Here is a 2,246-nt window from a genome sequence, read left to right as displayed (position 1 = left end):
GCCGAGAGCCGGCGGCGCGGCGGCCGGGACGGGCTGCGGGGGAGCCGGCGGCGCTGCCGGCGGGGTCGCGCCGGTCGGCGGGACGGGCGCCGCGGGCGCGGCGCCGTTCGGCGGCGGGAAGGGGTTGTCCACGTGCTGCTCCGGAGTCGTGCGGGCGAGCGCCCGGACGATCCGTGCCGCCGTGCGTGGCGGGATGCTCCCACACCGGGGGCCCCGCCGTCGAGCACGCCCGTCGCGACCACGAGCACGCCCGTCGCGACCACGAGAACGACCGCGGCCACGAGAACGACCGCGGTGCCGTGATCGGACGGACCACGGCACCACGGTCGTTCTCGGCAGGAGACCGGTTACGGCTGGTCGACCTCCGACCCGACGAGGAACTGCGAGTACGCCCCGATGGTGAGGAACGTCGGGAAGTCCTCGGCGAGCGCGACGGCGCGGAACACGTTCGCGGCGTCGTCGATCCGGTTGCCGGGCGTGCGCGGCAGGTCGTCGACGATCTCGGCGAGCAGCGCCTCGACGCGCTCGCGCGTGATGGGCACGCCGTTCTCGGTGCGCGTGCCCGAGGCGATCCACTGCCACACCTGCGACCGCGAGATCTCCGCGGTCGCGGCGTCCTCCATGAGGTGGTCGATCGCGGCGGCGCCGACGCCGCGCAGCCACGACTCGAGGTACCGCACGCCCACCGACACGTTGGACCGCAGGCCTGCGGCGGTCACGGTCGCGCCCGCGCGCCGCGCCGAGCCGATGTCGAGGAGCTCGTGCTGGCCCACGGTGACGTCGTCGCGCCGGCGCGAGACCTGGTGCGGGCGGTCGCCCAGCACGGCGTCGAACTCGCCGCGCGCGACCTCGATGAGGTCGGGGTGCGCGACCCACGTGCCGTCGAACCCGTCCGTCGCCTCGCGGCGCTTGTCGGCGCGCACCTGCTCGAACGCGCGCTCGGTGACGTCGGGCCGCCGCCGGTCGGGGATGAACGCGCTCATCCCGCCGATCGCGTGGGCGCCGCGCCGGTGGCACGTCGCGACGAGCAGCTCGGTGTACGCGCGCATGAACGGCGCGGTCATGGTCACCTGGGCGCGGTCGGGCAGCACGTAGGAGTCGCCGCGCGTGCGGAACGCCTTGATGACGGAGAACAGGTAGTCCCACCGCCCGGCGTTGAGCCCGGCGCAGTGGTCGCGCAGCTCGTAGAGGATCTCCTCCATCTCGAACGCCGCGGGCAGCGTCTCGATGAGCACGGTCGCGCGGATCGTGCCCTGCGGGAGGCCGAGGTAGTCCTGCGCGAGCACGAACACGTCGTTCCACAGCCGCGCCTCGCGGTAGCCCTCGAGCTTGGGCAGGTAGAAGTACGGCCCGCGGCCGCGCTCCACGAGCTCGCGGCCGTTGTGGAACAGGTACAGCCCGAAGTCCACGAGCGACGCCGACGCCGACACGCTGACCCCGGCGCGGTCGACGTACCGCATGTGCTTCTCGATGAGGTGCCACCCGCGCGGGCGGAACACGATCGTCGGGAGGTCGGTGAGCGTCGTCGAGCGCAGCCGGTACTCCTTGGGCTCGCCGCCCGGGACGTCGACGGTGTGCGTGAGCGTCCCGCGGATCGCGTCGTGCAGGGCGAGCTGGCCCTCGATCACGTTGCGCCACGTGGGGCTCGACGCGTCCTCGGCGTCCGCGAGCCACACCTTGGCCCCCGAGTTGAGGGCGTTGATCGTCATCTTCGGGTCGGTCGGGCCCGTGATCTCGACGCGGCGGTCGTCGAGGCCGGGCGCCCCGGTCGACCCGGCGACGCGCCACGTCGGGTCGTCGCGCACGGGGCGCGTGGACGCGCGGAAGTCGGGGTCGATGCCGTCGGCGACGTCCTGCCGGCGCTGCTGGCGGTCCATGAGCAACTCGTGGCGGCGGGCGACGAACCGGTCGTGCAGCAGCGTCACGAAGTCGAGCGCCTCGGGCGTGAGGATCTCGCGGTAGCGCTCGCCGAGGGTGCCGGTGACGCGCAGGGTGCCCGACGGCGCGGGGCGGCCCGGGCTCCCGGGGCGCGGTTCGTCGTCGGGCGACGTCCCGGAGGGGTCCGAGGTCGGGGGAGAGGTGGTCGTGGTGAGGGCGGTCATGGCGTTCTCCGGAGGTCGTGTCGCGGGGGGGGGGGGGGGGGGGGGGGGGGGGGGGGGCCCCCCCCCCCGGGGGGGGGGGGGGGGGGGGGGGGGGGGGGGGGGGGGGGGGGGGGGGGGGGGGGGGGGGGGGGGGGGGGGGGGGGG

1 protein-coding gene is annotated in these 2,246 nt (G+C 75.6%); it reads right to left on the bottom strand.

What is annotated here, in order from left to right:
- Positions 1 to 347 precede the first annotated feature (347 nt).
- Complete coding sequence (aceB, locus tag GYH36_RS19010) at positions 348 to 2,102, bottom strand: malate synthase A (protein ID WP_162290689.1); 1,755 nt, start codon at positions 2,100 to 2,102, stop codon at positions 348 to 350.
- Positions 2,103 to 2,246: the final 144 nt, after the last annotated feature.

Origin of the sequence: Cellulosimicrobium composti (assembly GCF_010287905.1) — a bacterium.
In the GTDB taxonomy this organism is placed as follows: Bacteria; Actinomycetota; Actinomycetes; order Actinomycetales; family Cellulomonadaceae; genus Cellulosimicrobium; species Cellulosimicrobium composti.
This window is presented reverse-complemented; position numbering and strand designations above follow the sequence as displayed.

Excerpts from the sequence above, each read along its gene's own strand:
- aceB (WP_162290689.1), bottom strand. The coding sequence starts at position 2,102 with ATGACCGCCCTCACCACGACCACCTCTCCCCCGACCTCGGACCCCTCC.